This window comes from Microbacterium sp. CJ77 (assembly GCF_002911615.1).
Lineage (GTDB): Bacteria > Actinomycetota > Actinomycetes > Actinomycetales > Microbacteriaceae > Microbacterium.
The window spans coordinates 148019-171972 of sequence record NZ_PQBR01000006.1; the positions used below are offsets into that span (position 1 = coordinate 148019).

Genomic DNA, 23954 nt, shown 5'->3' on the forward strand with positions numbered 1-23954 from the left:
CACGCCGTCATAGGATGGCGGAGTGCCAGTGAATCCCGAGCTCGTCGGACGTACGTTCCCGGCGACCGAGCCCTACCTCGTCGGACGCGAAAAGGTGCGCGAGTTCGCCCGTGCCGTGTTCGCAACGGATCCCACCCACACCGATGTGGCAGCCGCGCAAGCGCTCGGATACACGGATGTCGTCGCACCGCCGACCTTCGCGATGGTGATCCAGGACCTCACGCTGCAGCAGCTGCTCGCCGAACCCGACTCGGGGGTCGTGCTCGAGCGCACGATCCACGCCGAACAGAAGTTCCGCTACACGCGCCCCATCGTCGCGGGCGACGAGCTGACCGGCCGCCTCGCGGTCACCGGTGTCCGCGCGATCGGAAAGGGCGCCATGGTCACGAGCGAAGCCGAGATCACGGATGCCTCGGGCGCTCACGTCGTGACCGCGACATCCATCCTGCTGATCGGTGGCGAAGAATGACCGACCTGGTTCCCACGGTCGGCGAGATCGTCGCCGACCGCACCGTGCATCTGTCCCGGGAATCCCTCGTGCGCTACGCCGGTGCGTCGGGCGACTTCAACCCCATCCACTACAGCGACGAGGTTGCGGCCCGCGTGGGCCTGCCGGGCGTTCTCGCCCACGGCATGCTGACGATGGGACTCGCGGGCTCGACGATCGTCCCGTGGCTCGGCGACGCCGGGCGCATAACCGATTACGGCGTGCGCTTCACGCGTCCCGTCGTCGTCGACGCCGAGGATGGCGCCGACGTCCGGGTCGTGGCCACGGTGGCCGAGGTCGACGAGGCCGCCGGCACCGCCCGCATCGATCTCGTCGTGTCGCACGCCGAGACGACGGTGCTCGGCAAGGCGCAGGTGCGCGTCCGGTTGGGCTGAGGCCCATGCCCGACATCGATCCGATCCCGCTTGCCGAGCTGACGACGCTGCGCACGGGGGGTCGTCCGACGCGCATGATCGCGGCGCGTACGCGTGATGAGCTGGTCGCCGCGCTCCGTGACGTGTGGTCGAGGGATGAACCGTGGCTGGTACTCGGAGGAGGCTCGAACCTCTTCGTCGGCGACGCCGCGTTCGACGGCACCGTCGTGCGCATCATGACGAAGGGGATCGAGCGCGTGCCTTCCCCGCGCCCCGGTTTCACCCGCCTGCGGATCGAGGCGGGCCACGACTGGGACGACCTCGTCGCGTATACCGTCGCCGAGGGCCTGGCCGGCATCGAGGGGATGTCGGGCATTCCCGGTACGGTCGGCGCGGCGCCCGTCCAGAACGTGGGGGCGTACGGGCAGGAGATCGAACAGACCCTGGTCGAGGTCGAGCTGATCGACGAGGCGACGGGGGACGTCGAGACCGTACCGGTCGACGAGCTCGGCCTCGGGTTCCGCACCTCGGTCTTCAAGGCCCACTACGGGTCGGTCGCCGAGCGACCGTCCGTGATCCTGTCGGTGACGCTCGAGCTCGAAGAGGTCGGTGCCGAGCCGCGGATCGTCCGCGGCGAGCAACTGCGGCGTGCCCTCGGATACGAGCCGGGGGCGTCCGCGACCCTGGGCGACGTGCGCCAGCGCGTCCTCGCGACGCGCCGCGCCAAGGGCATGGTGCTGGACGGTCTTCCTGACGACCGCGCCGACCCCGATACCCGTAGTGCCGGATCGTTCTTCCAGAATCCGATCGTCTCGGCCGCTTTCGCGCACACGCTTCCCCCCGAATGCCCCCGATGGCCGGTGCGACCCGACGTCGAGGTCGACAGGGTGATTCCCCTGGCGTCCTACGACGGGTATGTGCCCGTGGCATCCACGTCGGCGCCCGACGTGAAGATCAGCGCCGCCTGGCTGATCGAGCACGCGGGGTTGCGCAAGGGCTTCTCGTTGCCGCGCTCGCGCGCCGGACTCTCGACCAAGCATGCGCTCGCCCTGACCAATCGCGGGGGAGCGACGGCGGCCGAGATCGCCGAGCTCGCGCGGTTCATCCAACAGCGCGTCCAGGCCGAGTTCGGGTTGGTCCTGCAGCCGGAACCCGTCCTGATCGACGTGGAGCTGTAATCGGTCGGAATCAATTTCAGCCGAACTGATGACTTTGGTCGCCGGGTCGGCTAGAACAGAGGGGTTCCGAAGGAGGAATCCCATGTCGACGATGACATCCCATTCCGATCAGCGCCTGTTCACCGGCGGGGAGTGGCTCACGCCGCACTCGACCGCGCGCATCGAGGTGGAGAACCCCTACACGCGGACCCTGGTCGGTACCGCGCCGGACGCCGACGCGAGCGACGTCGACGCGGCGGTCCGTGCGGGGCGCGGGAGGCCTTCGACCACGGACCCTGGCCGCGCATGAGCCCCGACGAACGCGCCACCCTGCTGGAGCGGCTCGCGGACGAGCTCGAGCGACGCGGTGCCGAGATCTCCGACCTGGTGACGGACGAGATCGGCCAGCCCACGGGCCTGTCACGATTCGTCAACGGAATGATGCCGGCCGGTCAGCTGCGGTTCTTCGCGGGGCTCATCCGCGATTTCGCGTTCGAGGAGGAACGAGCCAACGTCGCGGGTCCGGGCGCCTCGCTCATCCGGTACGAACCGGTCGGTGTCGCGGGTCTGATCGTGCCGTGGAACTACCCCCAGTCGCTGCTGTCGGCCAAGCTCGCTCCCGCGCTCGCCGTGGGGTGCACCCTCGTCATCAAGCCCGCCGCCGAGACTCCGCTCGACGCGCTCGCGCTCGCCGCGGCCGTCGAGGCGGTCGGATTCCCGCCCGGGGTCGTGAATGTCGTGACGGGCGGTCGTGAGACGGGCGACGCCCTGGTGAAGCATCCGGGTGTCGACAAGATCGCCTTCACCGGATCCACCGCCGCGGGCCGCATCATCGCCCGCAACTGCGGTGAACGGCTCATCCCGGTCACGCTCGAACTCGGAGGAAAGTCCGCGGCGATCGTGCTGGACGACGCCGACATCGACGTCACGCTGGCCGGGCTGCGCGGGAACTCCTTCATGAACTCGGGACAGACCTGCTTCCTGCTCTCGCGCGTGCTCGTGCCGCGTTCGCGGCGGGACGAGGTCGTGGACGGTCTCGTCGACGTGGCGCGCTCGTTCCGGCTGGGTGACCCCCGGGATGCCACCACAGAGCTCGGCCCGCTGGTCTCGGAGCGCATCCGTTCGCGCGTCCGCGGGCTGGTCGACGGGGCGCGTGCGCGCGGGGCGCAGGTGCTCACGGGAGGACGTGATCTGCCCGGCGAATCCGGCTACTTCTACGAGCCGACCATCCTGACGGGGGTCTCGCCGGATGACGAGATCGCGCAGGAAGAGGTGTTCGGTCCCGTGGTCACCGTGCTGGAGTACACGGACCGTGAAGACGCCGTGCGCATCGCCAACGACTCGCATTACGGGCTGGGCGGAGCCGTCTTCTCGCGCGACATCGATGCCGCCCGAGACATCGCACGCGCGGTGCAGACCGGCACCATCGGGGTGAACGGGTACTCCCCGGACCTCGCGTCCCCCTTCGGCGGGTACAAGTCCTCGGGGCTCGGACGTGAGCAGGGTCACGAGGTCTTCTACAACTACCTCAACACCAAGTCGATCAACGTCGTGCTCGGAGCCGGATCATGAGGGCCGCGGTCGTGAACGCCTTCGGCGGCGGGTTCGACATCGAAGAGATCGACATCGACGAGCCGCGCGGACGCGAGGTGCTCGTCGATATCAAGGCATCGGGTCTGTGTCACTCGGACCTGCACTTCGCCGAGACGAACTTCGGGATGGAGCCGCCCATGGTGCTCGGCCACGAGATCGCGGGAGTCGTCGCCGCGGTCGGCCCGGATGTCACCGAGTTCGCGGTGGGCGACCACGTCGTGGGCTCGCTCGTTCAGTTCTGCGGAGCGTGCGTCGCCTGCCTGAGCGGCGAAACCGTGCGGTGCCTGCATCCCGAGGCGACCCTGCGTGCGCCCGGCGAACCCCCGCGTCTGAGCCGTGATGGCGAGCCCGTGCTGGCTGCGATGGGAACCGCTGGATTCGCCGAGCAGGCGCTTCTGCACGAGAACCAGGTGGTCGGAATCGACCCCGCGGTGCCCTTCGCCGAGGCATCCGTTCTCGGTTGCGGCACCATCACGGGTGCGGGTGCGGCGATCAATTCCGCGGGTGTACGCCCCGGCCAGACGGTTGCCGTGATCGGCCTCGGTGGCGTCGGCCTGAACGTCGTCAGCGGAGCGCGCCTGGCGGGTGCCGCCCGCGTGGTCGGCATCGATCTGAACGACGAGAAGCTCGAACTCGCTCGCTCGTTCGGGGCCACCGACGTGATCAACGGCCGGAACGTCGACGTCGTCGCGGCCGTGCAGGAAATGACGGGCGGGGGTGTCGACCACGCGTTCGAGGTGATCGGGCGGAAGGACACCGCGCTGCAGGCCATCGCGATGCTCGGCGTCGGGGGCACCGCCAGCCTGATCGGCATCCACGGCGCGGGCTCGACGATCGAGCTCGATCCGAACGACTTCCTGCGAGCGCAGAAGAAGGTGCAGGGCGTCTACATGGGACACGCGAACATCAAGCGCGACATCCCGTTCTACGCCTCGCTCTTCCTGCAGGGGAGGCTCAACCTGACCGACCTGATCTCTGCCGAGATCTCGCTCGGCGACATCGACGAGGCCTACGAAGAGCTGCGCACGGGACGCACGGCGCGCAGCGTGATCACGCGGTTCTGACGCGCGGCTGCGCGACGGCGTTCACGCGAACAGCTGCTGCAGGCGCCGGATGCCCTCGACGAGCTGGTCGTCGCCGAGCGCGTACGACAGGCGGAGGTATCCGCTCGGTCCGAACGCCTCACCGGGCACCACGGCGACCTCGGCCTCTTCGAGGATGAAGTCGGCGAGCTCGAGCGAGGAGTTCAGCGTGCGACCGCGCCATTCGCGCCCGAGCAGGCCGGTCACGTCGGGGTAGACGTAGAACGCGCCGAGCGGAACCGGCACGACCACGCCATCGATCTTCGACAGTTCATCGACGATCAGGCGGCGTCGGCGGTCGAAGGCGAGCCGGAATTTCTCGGCCTCGTCCTGCGGACCCGAGAGCGCGGCGAGCGCGGCGCGCTGCGCGATGTTGTTGACGTTGCTCGAGAGGTGCGACTGCAGGTTCGACGCGAGGGCGATCGCATCGCGCGGACCCACCATCCAGCCCACGCGCCAGCCGGTCATGGCGTAGGTCTTCGCGACGCCGTTGACGAGGATCGTCTGACCGGCGAGCTCGGGGACCGCCTCGACGATCGATACGGCATGCGCGCCCTCGTAGACGAGGTTCTGGTAGATCTCGTCCGAGATCACCCAGATGCCGTGCTCGAGCGCCCATTCGCCGATGGCCCGCGTCTCTTCGGGGGTGTACACCGAGCCCGTGGGGTTCGAGGGTGAGACGAAGACGAGCACCGTCGTGCGCCCGGTGCGCGCGGCCTCGAGTTGCTCGACCGTGACCTTGTAGTCCTGGTCGGCGCCGGCGAAGACCTCGACCGGAACACCATCGGCGAGGGCGATCGCCTCGGGATACGTCGTCCAGAACGGTGCGGGGAGCAGGACCTCGTCGCCCGGGTTCACGACGGCCTGGAACGCCTGGTAAACGGACTGCTTGCCGCCGTTGGTGACGACGATCTGGGCGGGGTCGACCTCGAGCCCGGAGTCGCGTAGCGTCTTGGCCGCGATCGCCTCGCGCAGCACGGGCAGTCCGGCGGCCGGGGTGTAGCGGAAGTTGGCGGGGTCGTGGAGCGCCTCGGCCGCGGCATCGACGATGAACTGCGGCGTTGCGAAATCGGGCTCGCCCGCAGCGTAGGAGATCACGGGGCGGCCCGCGGCCTTCAGTGCCTTCGCTTTGGCATCGACCTTGAGGGTCGCCGACTCGGCGATGGCGGACAGTTTGCGGGAGAGCGGTGCGCGTTCGGTCACGACTAGATCGTAGTCGCGCCTCCCGTGCGCCGCCCTCCCGCGCACCTCCCTAAATGCGCGCGCCGCCCCCGGAACGCAGGCGCGACAGGGCGTCGACCGTGGCGGCCAGGATCAGCACACCACCCGTCACCAGCAGGTTGATTCCGGCGGGCAACCCCAACAGGCCGAGACCATTCGTGATGACGGCGATCACGAGTGCGCCGATGGCGGCGTGCACGAGGCGTCCTTTTCCTCCGAAGAGGCTCACCCCACCGACGACCGCCGCGGCCACACCGCTGAGGACGATGTCACGACCGACCGTCGCATCGACCGAGCCCACGCGAGCGACGCTGAACAGCGCCGAGAGCACCGCGAGCGTCGAACAGATCACGAAGGCCCACCACATGATGAGCCGGACCTTGACGCCCGACCGGCGTGCCGCCTCTTTGTTGCCGCCGATGGCGTAGATGTAGCGCCCGAACTTGGTGCGGTCGAGGACGAAGGTGCCGATCCACAGTACGGCGAGGACGATCGGCACGATGACCGGCACGCCCTCGACGGCGACGACGGACTGCCCGCGGTTCTGGTTCAGCACGAAGACGACGACGCCGCCGATGACGGCGATGGCGGCGAGCTTGATCCAGAGAACGGTGATGGTGCGGTTGGGCACCCCCGCCCGAGTGCGGCGCCGGCGATCCCACCAGGACGTGCCGCCCGACACCGCGAGCATGATGATCAGCAGAGCCCAACCGGCCCAGACGGGCAGGTTGCTGTTCTGGATGGCGACGAGCTCGGGCACCTGCAGGCGGTAGAGGCCTCCGTCGCCGATGATCAGCAGCGCGAGACCCTGGTAGCCGAGGAACAGGCCCAGCGTCACGACGAAGGATGGTATGCCCACCCTGGCGACGAAGAAGCCGATCAAGGCCCCGGTGCCGAATCCCACGGCGAAGCCGATGAGCAGCGCAATGGGCCATGGCACACCGAACTGCGCGTTCAGGACGACGAAGAGCGCCATCGCGACGCCGCCCGTGACGCCGGCCGACAGGTCGATCTCTCCGAGCAGGAGGACGAAGACCAGCGCGATCGCGAGCATCACGAGGGTCGCGGCCTGATTCATCAGGTTCGCGAAGTTGCGCTCGGTGAGGAAGAACGGGCTCAGGAAGCTGAAGAGGGCGCCGAGCACGACGAGTCCGCCGATTGCGGGAAGGGCGCCCATGTCGCCCGAACGCACCCGCTGGACCCAGCCGCGGATCTGATCGCCGAGGCCGCCTTCGATGCCGGACCCGATCATGCCCTCGCCGGTGAGAGGCGGGGCGGCGTCCTTCGATGTGGTGGTCATTCTGCGCCTCCCGTGGCGATCGTGCTGGTCTCCTGGACGGTGAATCCGGGCGGGGTCTTCGTGCCGGTGATGTACCCGACGACGTCGTCGCGGGTCGTGTCGGAGATCTGCAGCTGCGCGACGAGCTGTCCGAGGTAGAGGACCGCGACGTCGTCGGCGACCTCGAACACGTCCGCGAGGTTGTGGCTGATGAGGACGACGGCGACGCCCTGCTCGGAGAGGCGCCGCACGAGGTTCAGCACCTGCTCGGTCTGCGCGACGCCGAGTGCGGCGGTCGGCTCGTCGAGGATGACGACGCGGGCCTTCTTCAGAACGGCGCGGGCTATCGCCACGGTCTGGCGCTGGCCACCGGAGAGCGAGGAGACGCGCTGCCGCACCGATTTCACGGTGCGCACGGACAGCGAACGCAGCGTGTCGGACGCTTCCTTCTCCATACGACCCTCGTCGAACGTGCCGAAGGCGGTCTCTTCCCGCCCGAGGAACATGTTCTGGACGATGTCGAGGTTGTCGCACAGCGCGAGGTCCTGGTACACGACCTCGATGCCCAGTGCCGAGGCCTCGCGGGGCGTCGCGAGGTCGCGGTGCACGCCGTCGATGCGCACCTCGCCCTGGTCATAGGGCTGCACGCCCGCGAGCCCCTTGATCAGAGTGGACTTTCCGGCGCCGTTGTCGCCGACGAGCGCGGTGACCTTGCCGGGGTAGACCTTCAGGTCGATTCCCTTCAGCACGGAGACGGGGCCGAATGACTTCTTCACTCCGACCAGTTCGATAATCGGGTCTGGCATCTTCGTTCCTTCGATGGTCAGTTACGAGGTCGTGGGTGGGGGCGTCGCATCATGCTGTTGATGCGACGCCCCCGGGGTGTTCGCGCTACGGTGCCGTGACGCCGAACTCCTCGCACTTGGCCATGACGTCCGGGGTGCAGACGTCGTCGTAGGCGGCGTCGCCGGCGGCGATGACGTCCTTGACCATGTCGGGCCCGACCAGGACCGGCGTGACCTGGACATACGGCGTGCCGTCGTCCAGCTTCGCGTCGGTGCTGACCGTCTCGCCCTTCAGGAGCGCGACTGCGGTCTCGACCGCGGCGTCGGCCTCGTCTTTGACGGGCTTGTAGACGGTGGCGGTCTGCCAGCCCAGCAGGATGTTCTGCAGGCCCGCGACGTTCGCGTCCTGTCCCGAGACGGCAACGCCGCTCAGGTTGTTGTCCTGCAGGACCTTGATGACGCCCGCCGCGTTCGTGTCGTTGGCGACCCACACGCCGTCGACCTTGCCGCCCAGACTCGTGAGGGCCTGCTCGAAGTTGGTCTGCGACTTGGCCTGATCCCAGACCCCCGGCGGCTCGGCGGCCGGCTTGATGCCCGCGGCTTCCATCACCTCGACGGCGCCCTTCTTGAACATCGCGGCATTGCCGTCCGTCGGGTCTCCACCCATGTAGACGACAACGGCGGTCGCGGGGTCCTTGCCAGCGGCCTGGAGGCCGTCGAGGACGGTCTGGCCCTCGAGTGCACCGACCTTGACGTTGTCGAACGAGACGTAGTAGTCCGCGCCTTCGAAGGGGCGGTCGTAGGCGATGACGGGGATGCCCTCGGCGGTGGCCTTGGCGGCGACCGCCTCGGCCGCACCCTGGTAGTCGACAAGAAGCATGACGCCGCAGCCCTGGGTCAGCTGCTGGTCGGCGATCGTGGAGTACTTGTTGACGTCGCCCTGTGCGTTCTGGATGTCGACCTCGAACCCGGCGCCCTCCAGGCCTTCCTGGAGGTACTTGCGGTCGAAGTTCTCCCAACGGGGCGATGACGCGGCGTCGGGGAGGATGACGCAGGCACGACCGGCGGCGTCGCCGCCGCCGTTGTCACCCGAGGACGAGGGGGTGCCCGAGCCGGAACAACCGGCCAGCAGCACCGCCGAAGCTCCGACGGCAGCGAGCGCCGGGAGCAGGAGAGACTTCTTCATCTTTCGCCTTTCCACCATGAATATGCGATTGCCGGAGCAGCAGTGCCCCGCAGATCGATCATGACGATGTGGCGATCTAACGTCAAGAGTTGAACGCAAGAACGCTCCCAGGGCAACCGAATCGATTCAGAGCCGTCGGCTACTCGGCAAGAGAGGTGGATATGCAGGCTAAACGGCCTGAATATTGTGCAGAATGATCAGTTGCCGCGTCATTCTCGCGGAACGCCACTCGGCAACGATTCAGTAACTGAATCCAAAACGGGACGCGTCGAGTCCTCGGGTTCAGTTCCGGCCGGATGCGGCGCGGTTCTTGCGAGACGTCGAGTCGATGATCACGGCAAGTACCAGGACGACGCCGGTGACGATGAAACGCACGGATGAATCCAGGTTGAGCAGGGTCAGACCGGACGAGATCGACTGGATGACGAGGATACCGAGCAGCGCCGCCCACGCCGTGCCCCGACCGCCGAACAGGCTCGCTCCGCCGATCACCGCGGCGGCTATCGCATTGAGGTTGGTGTCGGCCGCGCCGGAGCTCTGATTGACCGCGGCGAGACGTGCCGCGGCGAGGATTCCACCTGCCGCCGCGAGGGTCGAGCAGAGGACGAACGCCGAGACGTAGATGCGGTCCACACGGATCCCGGCCCGTCGTGCCGCCTCGACCGAGCCCCCGACGGCGTAGACGGCCCGGCCCCAGCGCGTCCGCGTCAGCGCGAAGTCGGCGACGACGACGAGCAGGACGAAGAGCAGGAAGGACAGCCCGACCCCGCGCGACAGATTCAGATACCAGGCCGCCGCAGAGAGCCCGACGAGTACGGCTGCAGCGCGTAGGAGGATCGCGCGGGTGCTCTGGAAGGTCAGGTTCGCCCGCTCACGTCGCCGGGCGGTGCGGAGGCGCCCCCAGGCGCTGCCGGCCACCGCAACCGCGATCACCGCGTACGAGGCCCAGGGCGGCAGGAACAGCTGCTGTGCGAACACGACGAGCCACGAGTCGAAGGGCAGGTTGATCGAACCCACCTCCCCGAGCACCCAGAGCTGCACTCCCAGGATGCCGAGGAGCCCGGCGAGGGTGATCACGAAGCTCGGTATGCCGAAGCGGGTGAAGAGGAATCCGTAGAGCAGCCCGACGACCGTGCCCGCGAGTACCCCCGCGACCATGGCGAGCACGAGCGGCCAGCGGGACTGGACCATCGCGACGGCCAGGACGGCGGCGGAGAGACCCGACACGGACCCGACCGAGAGATCGATCTCACCGACGAGCAGCACGATGACGACCCCGAGGGTGATGGTGCCGATCGCCGCGGACTGCAGCGTCAGGTTGACCAGGTTCGTGCTGGAGAGGAACACCGGATTGAGGATCTGGAAGACCGTCCAGATCACGGCGAGCCCGAGGATCACCGGCAGGGCGCCGAGGTTACCGCTGCGCGTTCGCTCGACGAGCGCCCCCGCACCGTCCCGAATACGTCCGATGAGCGCGCCGATGGGTCGATGTGCCGATTCAGAGGCGGTCATCGGGGCGCCTCCGGCGGCGACGGCCGCGGTCGGCCAGCGAGATGACCCCGTCGCGGGCGGCGCGGGGCTCGGACGGGGGCGGCTCGATGGCCCCGGTTATCGCGGCGAGCAGCGTCTCGGTCGTGATCTCGGCGACGTTGTAGACGCCGTTGTTACGGCCGAGACGCAACACCGCCACCCGGTCGGCCACCGCCATGACGTCGGCCATGTTGTGGCTGACGAGCACGACGCCGTGCCCACGCTCGCGCAGACGCTCGATGAGATTGAGGACCTCGGCCGTCTGCGCCACGCCGAGCGCCGCGGTGGGCTCGTCGAGGATCACGATCTTCGGCTCGCCGACGAGTGACCGCGCGATCGCGACCGTCTGGCGCTGCCCGCCCGAGAGGGTCGACACATGGTCGCGAACGGACGGGATGCGTGCCGACAGATCGCGCAGGAGAGACCAGGTCCGCTGTTCCATCTCGACCTCGTCGAGCCGGCCCTCCGCGACGAGTTCACGTCCGAGCCAGACGTTGGCCACGACATCGAGGTTGTCGCACAGCGCCAGATCCTGGAAGACGGTCGCGATGCCGAGGTCGTGGGCGTCGGCGGGATCGGCGAGGGACACATCGCTCCCGTCGAACTCGAGGGTGCCGCTGTCGGGAGCGTGCACCCCGGCGAGGAGCTTCACGAGCGTGGACTTGCCCGCCCCGTTGTCGCCGACGAGCGCGACGACCTCGCCCTCGTCGACCCAGAAGTCGACGTGACTGAGTGCCGTGACGGCGCCGAAACGCTTCGTGGCCCCGGTCACGGTGAGGATCCGGTCGCGGGTCACCCCGGGCCGGGCGAGGTCCGCTCGTGTGCTGCCGCTCATGGAGTGATCAATCCTGCCTCAACACACGCCTGTTCGTAGTCCTCCGTGCAGATCTGATCGATCGTCCAGAAGCCGTCGGCGACGATCGTCTCGGCGATGTTCGCGCGGGTCACGGCGACCGGGAGCAGAAGAGTCGCGGGGACACCGTCGATCTCGACGGACGAGGTGACCTCCTCGCCCCGGGCAAGGGCGACGGCGACCTCAGCGGCCTTGCGTGCCTGCGGACGAATGTCCTTGAAGACCGTCATGAACTGGTCGCCCGAGATGATCCGCTGGACGGCGGTGAGCTCGGCATCCTGACCCGTCACGAGCGGGGGCGGGTCGAGGTTGGCGCTGCGCACGGCAGAGATGGCGCCGCTGGCCGTGCCGTCGTTCGCCGCGTAGATGCCTTCGATCTCGGCCCCGAAGCGGGCGATCTGCCCCGCGACCCACTCCTGCGCCTTGTCGGGACTCCAATCCGGGGTGTCGTACGCGGCCAGAACGTGCAGGTGACTGGAGTCGATGACGCTGAGCGCACCCTCTTCGAACTGGGGCGCGTTGCTGTCCGTGGGCGATCCGTTGACCATCAGGATCCCGCCGCCGCCGCCCGTCGCAAGGGCGTTGACCAGCGCCTGCGCCTGCAGAACGCCCACCAGGGCGTTGTCGAACGACACGTAGTAGGCCAGGTCTCCGCCGGCGATCAGGCGATCGTACGAGACGACCGGCACACCGAGCCCGGATGCGGCGTTGACGATGCTGACGGCGGCCTCGGCATCCACGGGGTCGAGCACGAGCACCGAGACCCCCGCGGCAAGCAGGGACTCGGCCTGTTCCTGTTGCTTGCTCATGTCCTGATCCGCGTTGGCGTAGAGCACCTCGTAGCCGCCGAGTTCCGCCACCCGTTCTTCGAAATAGGGGCGGTCGAAGGTCTCGTAGCGCGCCGTCTTCGCGTCGGGCAGCAGCAGCCCGATCTTGCCGCCCCCCGCCCCGGCACCCGTGCACCCGCTCAGCATCGCCGCCGCGAGCAGCATCATCGCGATCGCCGCTGCCACGCTCGCGCGAGCACGCACGAACGGGGCACAGCGAATCACCATCGACACGCGACGAGTCTAAGCTCGCGCTCACGCGGGGAGAGCGACGGACTCCGAATCGACGACCACGTGGTCGAGGGCCAGGGCGATCGCGCCGCGCGTCTCGGTCCACTCGCCGAAACTGCACTCCATGATCTCGGGGAGCTCGCCGGACGCCGACAGCGCGGCGCGCTCGAGCGCGTGCCGCATGGGCGCGAGCAGGATCTCGCCGGCGCGAGACAGTTCGCCCCCGACGACGATCGCCTCGGGGTCGAACAGGTTCGTCAGGCTCGCTGCCGCGATCCCGAGGTGCTTTCCGGCGTCCGCGATGACGCGGCGCGCTCGCCCGTCGCCGAGATCCGCCGCCTGGACGAGGTCGCTGAGGCGCCGGAAGGCCCCGTCCGGGGCGAAGAGACTCAGCAGGGCGGGACCCCCCGCGTAGGTCTCGAGGCATCCGCGGTTCGAGCAGCGGCAGACCGGACCGTTCTCGTCGAGCGTGATGTGGCCGATCTGTCCCGCCTTGCCGTTCACGCCGTGGAAGAGATCGCCGCCGACGACGAGTCCCGCGCTGATCGTCTGACCGACGCGGATGTAGACGGATGAGGCGGACGTGCGGGTCGCGCCCTCGCGCGCCTCCGCGAGGCCGCCGAGATTCGCCTCGCTGTCGATGAACACCTCGCGCCCGGTGCGGGCGGCGAGGCTCGCCGCGACGTCCACGCCCTCCCACCCGCGCAACAGGCCGGGTGCCGACACCCGCCCCGTGCGCGGGTCGATGGGGGCGGGCAACGCCAGGCCGATGGCCAGGATGTCGGAGAGCGATCCGCCGATCGAGTCCATCATGTCGCTGAGCAGGAGGGCGAGGCGATCGAGCTCGGCGTCGTGACGGTGATCGACGGGAAGCGGAAGCGTCGACTGGCTGACGATCGTGCGGGTCGCGTCGGCGATGGCGATGTGCAGGTGGCGCGACGAGAAGTGCACCCCCGCGACGATCCCGAGGCGCCGGGCGAGCGAGACGAGCGTCGCGCGCCTGCCGCTGCGTGAGGTGATCGACGTGTTCAGGATCCCGGCGGCCGTCAATTCCTTGACGATGTTCGACACCGTCGCGGGCGAGAGGCCCGTGATGCCCGCAAGTTCGATCTGCGTCAGGCGTCCGTAGCGCTTCAGGCCGTCGATCACGCGGGCACGGTTCGCCTCGCGCAGGGATGTCTGCGATCCCGGAGAGGCCTGATACCGTGCCACGAAGCTCACTGTAGCGGACCTCTCCGGGCGCGCATCCGTTCGTCTGAACGCCGCTGGTTCAGCCGAACTGGCTCATCGTGTTGTCCTTGCCGCCCGCCTTGAGCGCGGCGTCGCCCGCGAAATACTCCTTGTGGTTGTCGCCGATGTCGCTGCCGGCCATGTTCTGGTGCTTCACGGTCGCGATGCCCTCGCGGATCTCGCGGCGCTGCACGCCCGTGACGTAGGCGAGCATCCCCTCGTCGCCGAAGTAGCCCTTGGCGAGATCATCCGTCGACAGCGCGGCCGTGTGATAGGTCGGCAGGGTGATGAGGTGATGGAAGATTCCCGCGCGGGCAGATCCATCCTTCTGGAACGTCCGGATCTTCTCGTCGGCGAGGCGCGCCAGCTCCGTATCGTCGTAGGCGACGCTCATCAGATCGCCGCGGTCGTAGGCCGACACGTCGGCACCCTGCTCGACCAAGAGGTCGTACGCCTGTTGACGGAACTTGAGCGTCCAGTTGAAGGACGGACTGTTGTTGTAGACGAGCTTCGCGTTCGGGATCGCCTTGCGGATCTCGTCCACCATGCCCGCGATCTGCTCGACATGGGGCTTCTCGGTCTCGATCCACAGAAGGTCGGCGCCGTTCTGCAGCGAGGTGATGCAGTCGAGCACGCATCGGGCCTCGCCCGTGCCGGGGCGGAACTGGTAGAGGTTGCTCGCGAGCCGCCGCGGGCGCAGCAGCTTGCCGCCCCGACGGATGACGACGTCGCCGTCGTCCAGCTCGGACGCGGGTATCTCTTCGACGTCGAGGAAGGCGTTGTACTGGTCGCCGAGATCGCCCGGCGTCTGCGAGACGGCGAGCTTCTGGGTGAGGCCTGCGCCGAGCGAGTCCGTGCGCGCGACGATGATGCCGTTGTCGATCCCGAGTTCGAGGAACGCGTACCGGACGGCGTGGAGCTTGGCGATGAAGTCGTCGTGCGGCACGGTGACCTTGCCGTCCTGGTGGCCGCACTGCTTCTCATCCGACACCTGGTTCTCGATCTGGATGGCGCACGCGCCCGCCTCGATCATCTTCTTCGCGAGCAGGTACGTCGCCTCGGGGTTGCCGAAGCCGGCATCGATGTCGGCGATGATCGGCACCACGTGCGTCTCGTAGGTGTCGATCTGGGAACGGATGAATTCCTCGGCCGTCTCATCTCCTGCGGCGCGGGCGGCGTCGAGCTTCGTGAACAGAAGGTCGAGTTCGCGCGCATCGGCCTGCCGAAGAAAGGTGTAGAGCTCTTCGATGAGGGCAGGCACCGAGGTCTTCTCGTGCATGGACTGGTCGGGTAGCGGACCGAACTCCGAGCGCATCGCGGCGACCATCCACCCCGACAGGTAGAGGTAGCGCTTCTTCGTGGTCTTGAAGTGCTTCTTGATCGAGATGAGCTTCTGCTGTCCGATGAAGCCGTGCCAGACGCCCAGGGACTGCGTGTACGACGATGAGTCGCCGTCGTACTCCGCCATGTCGTGCCGCATGATGTCGGCCGTGTACTGGGCGATTTCGAGCCCGGTCCTGAAGCGGTTCTGCGCGCGCATGCGGGCGACGTGCTCCGGGTTGATGGCATCCCAACTCGGTCCGTTCTGCTTCTTGAGGGCGTCGACGGCTTCGATGTCGTCTGAGTAGTGGGTCATGTCCATTCCTTAGGCATGTGGGGTGGATAGTGGGGGTCGAGCGCTCGATCAGGCGAGCTCGACGAGGTACTTCGCGTATGCGGGGAGCGTCAGGAAGGCCGGGAAGTCCTGGCCCAGCGCCACCTCGCGGAAGATCTGCGCGGCATCGTCGTATCGGTCGCCCGCGCGTCGGTCGGCCTCACGCAGAACCTCGCCGATGAGACCTTCGACGTACTCGCGGGTGATCGGGTCGCCCTCCGCGGTGGAGCGGTCCTGGTGGATCCACTGCCACACCTGGCTGCGGGAGATCTCGGCCGTTGCCGCATCCTCCATGAGGTTGTCGATCGCCACGGCTCCGAGGCCCCGCAGCCACGCTTCGATGTAGCGGATCGCGACCGACACGTTCGCGTGCACGCCCGCGGCGGTCACGGGCCTGCCGATGTGCACGTCGAGCAGATCCGCGGCCGTGACATGCACGTCATCCCGCTGGCGATCGAGCTGGTTCGGTCGGTCGCCGAGCACCGCGTCGAACTCGGCCATCGCGGTGGGGATCAGGTCGGGGTGCGCCACCCATGTGCCGTCGAACCCGTCGCCGGCCTCGCGCTTCTTGTCCGCCGCGACCTTCTCGAAGGCGCGCGCGGTCACCTCGGGGTCGCGACGGTTCGGGATGAACGCGCTCATGCCGCCGATCGCGAAGGCTCCACGCTTGTGGCAGGTCTTCACGAGCAGTTCGGTGTAGGCGCGCATGAACGGCACCGTCATCGTCACCTCGCTCCTGTCCGGCAGGACGAACCGCGCACCGCGACCGCGGTAGTTCTTGATGATCGAGAAGATGTAGTCCCAGCGGCCCGCGTTCAGGCCGGCGCAGTGGTCGCGCAGCTCGTAGAGGATCTCGTCCATCTCGAACGCCGCGGGGAGCGTCTCGATCAGCACGGTGGCGCGGATCGTGCCATGCGCGATGCTGAGGTAGTCCTCGCTGAACGAGAACACGTCGTCCCAGAGCTTGGCCTCCTCGCTCGACTCGATCTTGGCGATGTAGAAGTACGGCCCGCGTCCCGAATCGATGAGCGCTTGGGCATTGTGGAAGAAGTAGAGGCCGAAGTCCACGAGCGATCCGGATGCCGCGAGCTGCCGCCCCGCGCGGTCCGTGTACCGCATGTGGTGCTCGCCCAGGTGCCAGCCGCGCGGGCGCATCACGATGGTCGGGGTGCGCTCGGCGGTCACGCTGTAGGTCTTGCCTTCCGGCGACGTGAACGACAGCTCGCCGCGGATCGCGTCACGCAGTGACAGCTGGCCCTCGATCACGTTCTTCCAGGTGGGGGATGTGGCGTCCTCCTGATCGGCCAGCCACACCCGCGCGCCGGAGTTGAGCGCGTTGATCGTCATCTTCGGGTCGGTCGGCCCGGTGATCTCCACGCGGCGGTCTTCGAGACCGGGCCCCGCTCCCGCAACGCGCCAGGTGTCGTCGGCGCGGACGTGCGCGGTGTCGTCGCGGAAGCGCGGGTCGTGACCGTTACCGATCTCGAACCGGCGACGCATCCGGTCGGCGAGGCGATCGTGCCGACGGGACGAGAAGCGTTGGTGCAGTTCGGTGAGGAATGCGAGCGCATCGGGAGTGAGGACCTCGTCGTACCGGTTGCCGAGTGCGCCGAGGACCTCGATCGAGGGAGCGGTTGTGGTGGGGGGCAGCGTGCGGGTTTCTGTGATGGTCATGATCTGTGTCCTTCGTGATCGGCGCCTCGGTGGGCTTGCCTCCACTTTGGGTGAAGAAAGCAGATGGACATCACCGATCCAGGCGTGAATTTTTCTGAAAATTCTGCTTTCGTGACAGAATCGGGGTATGAGTAGCGTCACGCGCCCGGTAGCAGGCCTCGAGCCCGACGAGGATGAAGAGGTGGATCCCCTCACGATCGGCCGACGCATCCGGCAACTGCGCACCGCGCGCGGCATGACGCTCGAGGAGCTCGCCGCGGCGGTCGATCGCGTGCCGAGCCAGCTGTCGATGATCGAGACGGGCAAGCGGGAGGCGAAGCTCAGCCTGCTGCGCTCGATCGCCCGCGCACTCGGCACGAGCCTCGACGCGCTGCTCGAGTCCGAGCCGCTGGACGAGCGGTCGACGCTCGAGATCTCACTGGAACGAGCGATGTCGGGACAGACGTTCCGCGCGCTCGGAATCGAGCCGTTCCGGATCGGCAAGACGATGCCCACCGAGGCACTGCGCACCATGCTCGCGCTGCAGGGCGAGATCGAGAGACTCCGCGACGAACGTGCGGCGACGCCCGAAGAGGCCCGGCGTGCCAACGTCGAGCTGCGCCACCTGATGCGGCGGCAGCACAACCATTTCCCGGAGCTCGAGGCGCACGCGGTGCGCATTCTGGAGGCGGTACGGCATCCGGGTGGACCGCTCACCCAGCGATCCGCGTCCGACATCGCGGCCCACCTGGGCTTCACGATCCACTACGTGCCGGACCTGCCGCAGACGACCCGGAGCGTCGCCGACCTCAAGAACGGCCGTCTCTACCTCTCGAGCCGGATCTCGGCGAAGGGCGACCCGCGCACCGCGGTGCTGCAGGCGCTGTCGAGTCGCATCCTGGGGCACGCCGAGCCGACGAGCTATGCGGAGTTCCTGCGCCAGCGCGTCGAGACGAACTATCTCACCGGGGCTCTGCTCATCCCCGAGGCGCACGCCGTGCCGTTCCTGCGGGAGGCGAAGGAGCGGCGCGCCATCTCGATCGAGGATCTGCGTGACGCCTACTCGGTGTCGTACGAGACCGCGGCGCACCGGTTCACGAACCTGGCGACCCGGCACCTCGACATCCCGGTGCACTTCTTGAAGGTGCACGAGTCGGGCACGATCACGAAGGCCTACGAAAACGACGACGTGAACTTCCCGACCGACCGCCTCGGATCGATCGAGGGCCAGATGTGCTGCCGGCGCTGGACCAGCCGCGTCGTCTTCGACGTCGACGACCGCTTCAACCCGTACTACCAGTACACCGACACGGGCAACGGCACCTACTGGTGCACGGCCCGGGTCGAGGCATCCAGCGAGGGCGCCCACTCCGTGAGCGTCGGGGTGCGCTTCGACGACACGAAGTGGTTCATCGGTCGCGACACCCCGAACCGTGGCGTTTCGAAGCACTCGGTGGAGGTGTGCTGCCGCCGTGCGCCCGCCGACCTCGAGGACGTGTGGCGCGATCAGGCCTGGCCGAACGTGCGGACGCCCCGCACGCTGCTCGCGACGCTGCCGACCGGGTCGTTCCCCGGCGTCGACACGACCGACGTCTACGAGTTCCTCGACGCGCACGCCCCTCGCTGAGTCGTTCGGGCGGTCGACGCTCAGGACGGATGCGGGCTGCACGTGTTGCGCCAGACGCGGCACGGGGTTATTCTTGCGAACATTGTTTAAGCGCATAAGAAGCATCCGTACCGTTCGTGGTGCGCGTTCGAGGAGGAACAACATGAAGAACACTCGATGGGGCGCGGTCGCCCTGATCACGGCGGCGGCTCTCGCGCTCGCGGGATGCGGTCGCGCGGCCGAGACGGACGGCGGGCCCGACAGCGCCACCACGATCGGTGACGCGAGCGCGACCGGAACGATCACGATGTGGGCCATGGGCGCGGAGGGCGAGGCGCTGCCCGACTTCGTCGCGCAGTTCGAAGAGGCCAACCCCGGTGTGACGGTCGAGGTGACGGCGATTCCGTGGGATGCCGCCTACAGCAAGATCCAGACGGCGATCGCGGGCGGCACGACGCCCGACATCGCGATGATGGGGTCGACGTGGATGGCCGACTTCGCCGACGCCTTCCAGACGGTGCCCACCGACTTCGAGACCGACGGCATGTTCCCGGGCGCCCTGGACTCGACCGAGATCGACGATCGCGCCACGGGAGTGCCGTGGTACGTCGACACGCGGGTGCTCTACTACCGCACCGACCTGGCCGCAGCAGCGGGCTGGGACAGCGCCCCGACGACGTGGGACGAGCTGAAGCAGTTCGCCGCCGACATGCAGTCCAAGGCGGGCGCCGAGTACGGCATCCGCTTCCCGGCCGGCAACGACTCGTTCCAGGGAACGCTCTGGATGCCGTGGTCCAACGGGGTCGAACTCGAGAACGGCTCGGAGTGGACCCTCGACAGCCCCGAGGCCGTCGAGGCGTACGAGTACTACCAGAGCTACTTCACCGACGGCATCGCCAACCCCGCCGCGGATCGTTCGGCGGGTGCCCAGGAAGCCGACTTCATCTCGGGAGCGACCCCGATGCTCATCGATGGGCCGTTCCTCATCGGCCAGCTCGAAGAGCTCGGCGGAGAGGGCTTCGCCGACACCTTCACGACGGCGGTCCTGCCGACCCGGGAATCCTCGACCTCGTTCAGCGGTGGCGCGAACCTCGCGGTCTTCGCCGACTCCGACAACGCCGTCAGCGCTTGGAAGCTCGCGCAGTGGCTCACCGAGCCCGAGACGCAGACGGCCTGGTACGAGGCCACGGGCGACCTCCCGGCCGTCCAGGCGGCCTGGGAAGACGACGCGCTCTCGTCGCAGCCCACCCTCGCCGCCTTCGGCACCCAGCTCGAGACGGCCAAGTCCGTACCCGCCACCACCACGTGGGTGCAGGTCGCGGCCGCGGGTGACGCCATGCTCGAGAAGATCCGGCTCGGTCAGCAGACTCCGGCCGAGGGGCTGAAGGAGTTGCAGGCGACTGCCGACACCCTCGGTCTGGGCTGAGCCGTGGCCCAGGCGCTCGCGGGGACGACCGGGCTTCGGCTCGGGCGTCCCCGCCCCGCCCGCGGCGTGAACCGTCGACGCCGTCGCGGATGGATCGCATGGGGCTTCGCCCTGCCGTTCGTCATCGTCTTCGCGCTCTTCATGGTCGTGCCGATCGTCGGGTCGTTCGCGATGTCGTTCACGGACTTCCGGGCCGCCGACATCCGCTCGCCCTTCTCGGTCAACTTCGTCGGGCTCGAGCAGTACGCGGCCGTGCTCGGCGACCCGGTGTTCCTGACGTCGATGGCCGTGACCGGCACATTCGTGATCATCGGCATCCCCGTGACCATGGCGCTCGCTCTGGCCCTGGCGCTCGCTCTCAACGCGGGGAACGGTCGCGTCGTCTCGGCTCTGCGGGTGGGCTTCTACGCCCCCGTCGTGACGAGCATCGTCGCCGTCTCGGTCGTCTGGCGATACATCCTGCAGCCCGACGGTCTGCTCAACGCGGCGCTCGCGCTCGTCGGCATACAGGGCCCCGACTGGCTCAACGACACCTCCTGGGCGCTTCCCTCACTCATCGCCATGGCGGTGTGGCGGAACGTCGGGACGCTCATGGTGATCTTCCTGGCGGGGCTGCAGGCCATTCCCGTCGACGTCAAAGAGGCCGCGCTCATGGACGGCGCCTCGGCACGGCGGCGCCTGACCTCGATCACGCTGCCCCTGCTGCGTCCCACACTGCTGCTCGGGGCCGTGCTCATCTCGGTCGGCTTCCTGCAGTTCTTCGAAGAGGCGTTCGTGATGACGCAGGGCGGCCCTCTGAACTCCACCATCTCGGTGGCCTACTACACCTTCAAGCAGTTCGGCTTCGGACAGTACGGCACCGCCTCCGCGGCCAGCTACATCCTGTTCCTGGCCATCGCGCTGTTGAGCCTGCTGCAGTTCCGACTGCTGCGCTCGCGAGACTGAGAGGAGTCGACATGACTCTGACCGCACCCGGGCCCGCATCCGCATCAACTCCCGCACCCCCACCCGTCGTGCCGGCCACCGGGCCCCGTCGCACACCGCGTGCCCCGCGTCGGATGACGGGCCGTGCCCTGACCTACACCGTGCTCGCCGTCGGCCTGGTCGTCTGGCTGACCCCGTTCGCCTGGATGCTGCTGGGCTCGGTCAAGACGCAGCGCGAGATCCTGCAGCGCCCGCCCACGTGGTGGCCGCAGGAGTTCACGTGGGACAACTTCGCCGCGTGGTTCGGCGAACTGGGCTTCGGGCAGTTCTTCGGCAACAGCCTCCTCGTCGCCGTGCTGACCGTTGCCGGCAACCTGCTGTTCTGCTCCATGGTCGGCTACGCCCTGGCGAAGATGGACTTCCCCGGCAAGCGCGCGTTGTTCCTCGTGGTGATGTTGACGCTCATGGTTCCGGGGGTCGTCACCTTCGTGCCCCTGTTCGTCATGGTGTCCTCACTCGGCCTGGTCAACAGCTACGCCGCGCTCGTCCTGCCCTTCATCACGACCCCGCTGGGCGTGTTCCTGATGCGGCAGTTCACGCTCGGCATCCCCGACTCGCTGCTGGAGGCCGCCCGCATCGACGGCGCGGGCGAGTTGCGGATCTTCGCCCGGATCGTGATGCCCCTGTGCGGGCCGCCCCTGGCGACCCTCGGCATCCTGACCTTCCTGGCCTCGTGGAACAACTTCCTCTGGCCACTCGTGTCGGCCCAGACCGAGGACATGTACACCCTGCCCGTGGCGCTCTCGCTCTACTCGACCGGGCAGAACGCGACCGACTACGGTCTGCTGCTCGCCGGCTCCGTCCTCGTGATCACGCCGATCATCCTGCTGTTCGTCTTCCTGCAGCGCTACTTCATCCAGGGCATCGCCTCCACGGGACTCAAGTGACCCGGCGAGCCCCCACGGAAAGGACCCGATGACCTCGCCCCGCTTCCTCACCGCGCCCGACGGCACGCGCTTTCGCGACCTCAACGACAACGGTGTGCTCGATCCCTTCGAAGACCCGCGCGTCGACGTCGACACGCGCACCGAAGACCTCCTCCAGCGGCTGAGCCTGGAGGAGAAGTGCGGGCTGATGTTCCACACGGTCATCGAGGTCGGCGAATCGGGGGAGCTTCTCGAGTCGCCCGGCCGTATCTCGAAGTCGCCCACGTCGACCGTCGTCGTCGGCAAGAACCTGACGCACTTCAACGTGCACGCCATCCGCACGGCCCGGCAGGCGGCCGAGTGGAACAACCGGCTGCAGGCGCTCGCCGAGACGACCCCGCACGGTATCCCGGTCACGATCAGCACCGATCCGCGGCACGCGTTCGTCGAGAACACCGGTGTCGGCTTCGCTGCCGGACCGTTCTCGCAGTGGCCCGAGGGCCTCGGGCTCGCGGCTCTCGACGACGTCGAGACGGTGCGGGAGTTCGCCGAGATCGCCCGGCGGGAGTACCGCGCCGTCGGCATCCGTGCGGCCCTGCATCCGCAGATCGATCTCGCCACCGAGCCGCGCTGGGGGCGACAGGCGCAGACGCTGGGACAGGACGCGGCGCGCGTGACCGAGTTCACCGCGGCGTACCTGCGGGGCTTCCAGGGCGAGGAGCTCGGTCCCGACAGCGTCGCGTGCACGACCAAGCACTTCCCGGGAGGTGGCCCGCAGGCGGGCGGAGAGGACGCCCACTTCCCGTACGGCCGAGAGCAGGTGTACCCGGGCGGCATGTTCGAGTACCACCTCGAGCCCTTCCGCGAGGCGATCCGGCGCGGGACGGCGGCGATGATGCCCTACTACGGCATGCCGGTGGGACTCGTGCGCGACGGCGAGGCCATCGAAGAGGTCGGGTTCGGGTTCAACCGGCAGATCGTGACGGGGCTCTTGCGAGAAGAGCTCGGCTACGACGGCGTCGTGGTGACCGACTGGGAACTCGTCAACGACAACCACGTCGGTGACCAGGTGCTGCCGGCGCGGGCGTGGGGTGTCGAGCACCTGACTCCCGCCGAGAGGATGGAGAAGATCCTCGACGCCGGGGCGGATCAGTTCGGCGGCGAGGAGTGCGTCGACCTGCTGATCGACCTGGTGCGCTCGGGGCGCGTGCCCGAGCAGCGCATCGACGCGTCGGCGCGTCGGCTGTTGCGCGTCAAGTTCGCGCTGGGGCTGTTCGACGACCCGTACGTCGACGTGGACGAGGCCGAGCGCGTCGTCGGAAATGCCGAGTTCCGGCTGCGGGGGGAGCGCGCCCAGTCCCGTTCGCTCACGGTCCTCGTCAACGAGGAGCGCGACGGGCGCCCCGTCCTGCCCATGAGCCCGGTCGGCGCGGTCTACGCCGAGGGGTTCCGTCCCGAGGACCTCGCGGGTGTCGGAGCGATCGTGACCGACCCCACGCAGGCGGATCTCGCGCTCGTGCGGATCGCGGCGCCGTTCGACCAGCGCGACGATCTGTTCCTGGAGGCCTGGTTCCACCAGGGGTCGTTGGAATTCCCGCCGGGGCTCGTCTACCGCCTGCAGCAGCTGGCCGCGCAGTGCCCGCTCGTGCTCGTCGTCACCCTCGATCGCCCCGCGATCCTGACGCCCTTCGTCGGCCACGCGGCGGCGATCGTCGTCGACTACGGCAGCTCGGGACACGCCGTGCTGGAGGCGCTCCGGGGGCGCGTCGCACCGCGCGGCCGTCTGCCGATCGAGATCCCCCGGTCGATGGATGCCGTGCGCCGGTCGCGCGAGGATGTACCGTCGGACACCGAGGATCCGTTGTTCCCCGTCCACTTCGGACTCGATCTTTCCGGGGACGAGGGCGGTCGGCCGGACGAGGAGTGACGG

At 68.3% G+C, this 23954-nt stretch carries 21 protein-coding genes; 11 read left to right on the top strand and 10 right to left on the bottom strand.

The genetic code is table 11. From position 1 onward, the window contains the following. Window positions 1-22: 22 nt before the first annotated feature. From C2868_RS01445 to C2868_RS01465, 6 genes are all read left to right on the top strand, one after another. Window positions 23-469: a MaoC family dehydratase N-terminal domain-containing protein gene (locus C2868_RS01445; protein WP_100811915.1), complete on the top strand. Its 447-nt coding sequence runs from the start codon at window positions 23-25 to the stop codon at window positions 467-469. Then, window positions 466-882: a MaoC/PaaZ C-terminal domain-containing protein gene (locus C2868_RS01450; protein ID WP_100811914.1), complete on the top strand. Its 417-nt coding sequence runs from the start codon at window positions 466-468 to the stop codon at window positions 880-882. The genes C2868_RS01445 and C2868_RS01450 overlap by 4 nt, the downstream gene beginning before the upstream one ends. Before the next feature lie 5 nt (window positions 883-887). Further along, window positions 888-2039: a UDP-N-acetylmuramate dehydrogenase gene (locus C2868_RS01455; protein WP_100811913.1), complete on the top strand. Its 1152-nt coding sequence runs from the start codon at window positions 888-890 to the stop codon at window positions 2037-2039. Window positions 2040-2121: 82 nt separating this feature from the next. Then, window positions 2122-2328: a hypothetical protein gene (locus C2868_RS17560; RefSeq protein ID WP_198519584.1), complete on the top strand. Its 207-nt coding sequence runs from the start codon at window positions 2122-2124 to the stop codon at window positions 2326-2328. Further along, the gene (locus C2868_RS01460; protein ID WP_198519583.1) at window positions 2325-3590 is read left to right on the top strand and encodes an aldehyde dehydrogenase family protein; all 1266 of its coding nucleotides are present in this window, start codon (window positions 2325-2327) and stop codon (window positions 3588-3590) included. The genes C2868_RS17560 and C2868_RS01460 overlap by 4 nt, the downstream gene beginning before the upstream one ends. After that, complete coding sequence (locus tag C2868_RS01465; RefSeq protein ID WP_100811912.1) at window positions 3587-4675, top strand: zinc-binding dehydrogenase; 1089 nt, start codon at window positions 3587-3589, stop codon at window positions 4673-4675. Before C2868_RS01460 ends, C2868_RS01465 begins: the two co-directional genes overlap by 4 nt. A 21-nt stretch (window positions 4676-4696) precedes the next feature. On the opposite strand, the gene C2868_RS01470 is transcribed toward C2868_RS01465, so the two are convergent. The 10 genes from C2868_RS01470 to aceB form a co-directional block, all read right to left on the bottom strand. Next, entirely contained in the window at window positions 4697-5896 is a 1200-nt protein-coding gene (locus tag C2868_RS01470; protein WP_100811911.1) for a pyridoxal phosphate-dependent aminotransferase, read from the bottom strand. A gap of 49 nt (window positions 5897-5945) precedes the next feature. Then, a complete protein-coding gene (locus C2868_RS01475) occupies window positions 5946-7214 on the bottom strand; it encodes a sugar ABC transporter permease (RefSeq protein WP_100811910.1) in 1269 nt (422 codons plus the stop codon). Beyond that, entirely contained in the window at window positions 7211-7999 is a 789-nt protein-coding gene (locus C2868_RS01480) for an ATP-binding cassette domain-containing protein (RefSeq protein ID WP_100811909.1), read from the bottom strand. The genes C2868_RS01475 and C2868_RS01480 overlap by 4 nt, the downstream gene beginning before the upstream one ends. A gap of 85 nt (window positions 8000-8084) precedes the next feature. Beyond that, entirely contained in the window at window positions 8085-9164 is a 1080-nt protein-coding gene (locus C2868_RS01485; RefSeq protein WP_100811908.1) for a sugar ABC transporter substrate-binding protein, read from the bottom strand. A 282-nt stretch (window positions 9165-9446) separates the two neighbouring features. Then, window positions 9447-10676 carry a sugar ABC transporter permease gene (locus C2868_RS01490; RefSeq protein WP_100811907.1) on the bottom strand — a complete coding sequence of 410 codons (1230 nt, stop codon included), beginning with the start codon at window positions 10674-10676 and terminating at the stop codon, window positions 9447-9449. Further along, window positions 10663-11529, bottom strand: a complete 867-nt coding sequence (locus tag C2868_RS01495) for an ATP-binding cassette domain-containing protein (RefSeq protein ID WP_100811906.1) — start codon at window positions 11527-11529, stop codon at window positions 10663-10665. The genes C2868_RS01490 and C2868_RS01495 overlap by 14 nt, the downstream gene beginning before the upstream one ends. Further along, window positions 11526-12602 (bottom strand): sugar ABC transporter substrate-binding protein, encoded by a 1077-nt coding sequence (locus C2868_RS01500; protein WP_100811961.1) that lies wholly within the window; start codon window positions 12600-12602, stop codon window positions 11526-11528. Before C2868_RS01500 ends, C2868_RS01495 begins: the two co-directional genes overlap by 4 nt. 27 nt (window positions 12603-12629) lie before the next feature. Further along, window positions 12630-13817, bottom strand: a complete 1188-nt coding sequence (locus tag C2868_RS01505) for an ROK family transcriptional regulator (RefSeq protein ID WP_100811960.1) — start codon at window positions 13815-13817, stop codon at window positions 12630-12632. A gap of 58 nt (window positions 13818-13875) precedes the next feature. Further along, window positions 13876-15471, bottom strand: a complete 1596-nt coding sequence (locus tag C2868_RS01510) for an isocitrate lyase (protein ID WP_100811905.1) — start codon at window positions 15469-15471, stop codon at window positions 13876-13878. A gap of 48 nt (window positions 15472-15519) precedes the next feature. Further along, complete coding sequence (aceB, locus tag C2868_RS01515) at window positions 15520-17163, bottom strand: malate synthase A (RefSeq protein ID WP_103662796.1); 1644 nt, start codon at window positions 17161-17163, stop codon at window positions 15520-15522. A gap of 127 nt (window positions 17164-17290) precedes the next feature. Here aceB and C2868_RS01520 point away from each other — a divergent pair, with 127 nt between their 5' ends. The 5 genes from C2868_RS01520 to C2868_RS01540 all read left to right on the top strand — a co-directional run bounded on the left by C2868_RS01520 (window position 17291) and on the right by C2868_RS01540 (window position 23951). Continuing rightward, window positions 17291-18769: an XRE family transcriptional regulator gene (locus C2868_RS01520; protein WP_100811903.1), complete on the top strand. Its 1479-nt coding sequence runs from the start codon at window positions 17291-17293 to the stop codon at window positions 18767-18769. Between the two features lie 142 nt (window positions 18770-18911). Then, window positions 18912-20174, top strand: coding sequence for an extracellular solute-binding protein (locus C2868_RS01525; protein ID WP_100811902.1), 1263 nt, complete (start codon window positions 18912-18914; stop codon window positions 20172-20174). 3 nt (window positions 20175-20177) lie between these two features. Next, entirely contained in the window at window positions 20178-21119 is a 942-nt protein-coding gene (locus tag C2868_RS01530) for a carbohydrate ABC transporter permease (RefSeq protein WP_100811901.1), read from the top strand. Window positions 21120-21130: 11 nt separating this feature from the next. Beyond that, entirely contained in the window at window positions 21131-22045 is a 915-nt protein-coding gene (locus C2868_RS01535) for a carbohydrate ABC transporter permease (RefSeq protein WP_374935748.1), read from the top strand. Between the two features lie 28 nt (window positions 22046-22073). Further along, window positions 22074-23951: a glycoside hydrolase family 3 protein gene (locus tag C2868_RS01540; RefSeq protein ID WP_100811899.1), complete on the top strand. Its 1878-nt coding sequence runs from the start codon at window positions 22074-22076 to the stop codon at window positions 23949-23951. Window positions 23952-23954: the final 3 nt, after the last annotated feature.